General features: G+C 53.4%; 1 protein-coding gene. It reads right to left on the bottom strand.

From position 1 onward, the window contains the following. Window positions 1-1,218: carbamoyl-phosphate synthase large subunit (carB, locus tag RMO15_RS04575; RefSeq protein WP_309708423.1), on the bottom strand; the 1,218-nt coding region annotated here is incomplete at its 3' end. Between the last annotated feature and the right edge of the window lie 246 nt (window positions 1,219-1,464).

Here is a 1,464-nt window from a genome sequence, read left to right as displayed (position 1 = left end):
CGCAAACTTCGGGTGCCGCAAGTCCTTTTGCTTGACTTCAAGTCCTCGAATTGCCTTCATAAAGGCGGCTTCAAACGAGCGGTCTATCGCCATGACTTCACCCGTTGCCTTCATCTGGGTGAACAGTGATCGATCTCCCGTGACGAACTTATCGAAGGGCCAGCGAGGAATCTTCACCACCACGTAGTCTAGAGCGGGTTCAAAACAAGCTTTTGTGGTGCCTGTGACTTGGTTCTCAATCTGATCCAGAGTTAAGCCGACGGCAATTTTCGCCGCCACTCTGGCGATGGGATAGCCCGTTGCTTTCGAAGCCAAGGCAGAAGAGCGAGAGACCCTAGGGTTTACCTCGATGATGTAGTAGTCAAAGCTCTCGGGGTTGAATGCGAGCTGTACGTTGCAGCCGCCTTCGATTCCCAACGCGCGAATAATCTTCAGCGATGCGGTTCGGAGCATGTGATATTCGAGGTCGCTTAGGGTTTGGGAGGGAGCGATAACGATGGAGTCTCCGGTATGGACACCCATCGGATCGAAGTTCTCCATGTTACAAACCGTGATGCAAGTGCCTTTCGAGTCTCGCATCACTTCGTATTCGACTTCTTTCCAGCCGAGCAAGCTCCGCTCTACCATGATCTGGCTCCGCATCGAAAGCTTGAGTCCCTTCTGACCCGTCGCCCAAAGCTCTTCCCGAGTGTTCGCAATTCCGCCTCCGGTGCCGCCGAGAGTGTAGGCGGGACGAATAATGCATGGGTACGGAACGACGTCTAGAACCGCTTTGAGCTCATCATCGTTCGTGATGATCCAGCTTTCGGGCACGGGTTCTTTAATTTCCCGCATCAGGTTACGGAAACTTTCTCGGTCTTCCGCCATTTTGATCGCGCTCAATGGCGTTCCCAAGACCTTCACGTTGTACTTTTCGAGGATTCCCTCGTCCGCTAGCTGAGTCGCGAGGTTGAGGCCTGTTTGACCACCAAGGGTCGGCAACAGAGCATCCGGTCTTTCTCTGGCAATCACCCTTTCGCAAAAATCGACGGTCAGCGGTTCTATGTAGAGAGCATCACTCACGTCGGGATCAGTCATGATCGTGGCGGGGTTCGAATTGATCAGCACAACCTGATGCCCTTCTTCTCGAAGGCTCTTGCAGGCCTGAGTTCCTGCATAATCAAACTCCGCAGCTTGACCGATGACGATGGGGCCGGAGCCGATCACAAGGACCTTCATTCTAAAGAGTGAGTATACGGGTTCAACAACTCGAGGATGAGCAATTCCCTCATAATGGTGCTCATGGACATTCAAAAGCTTCGGGCTTGGTGGTTTCACAAGCAGGGCCTTGATGGATCAATGGCAGGGTACAGTCCCTCGCAAATATTAGAGTCCTTTGGATGGGCCCGTTCCGTCGGCGGTGTGGGGCCGTACCTGACTCTATTTTCCCGAGGCCGGCATAGTCGCGAGACGATTGATATGGCC

It is taken from the genome of Armatimonas sp. (assembly GCF_031410135.1).
Lineage (GTDB): Bacteria > Armatimonadota > Armatimonadia > Armatimonadales > Armatimonadaceae > Armatimonas.
Note: the sequence above shows the minus strand (reverse complement) of the source record. Positions and strands in the feature narration are given on the sequence as shown.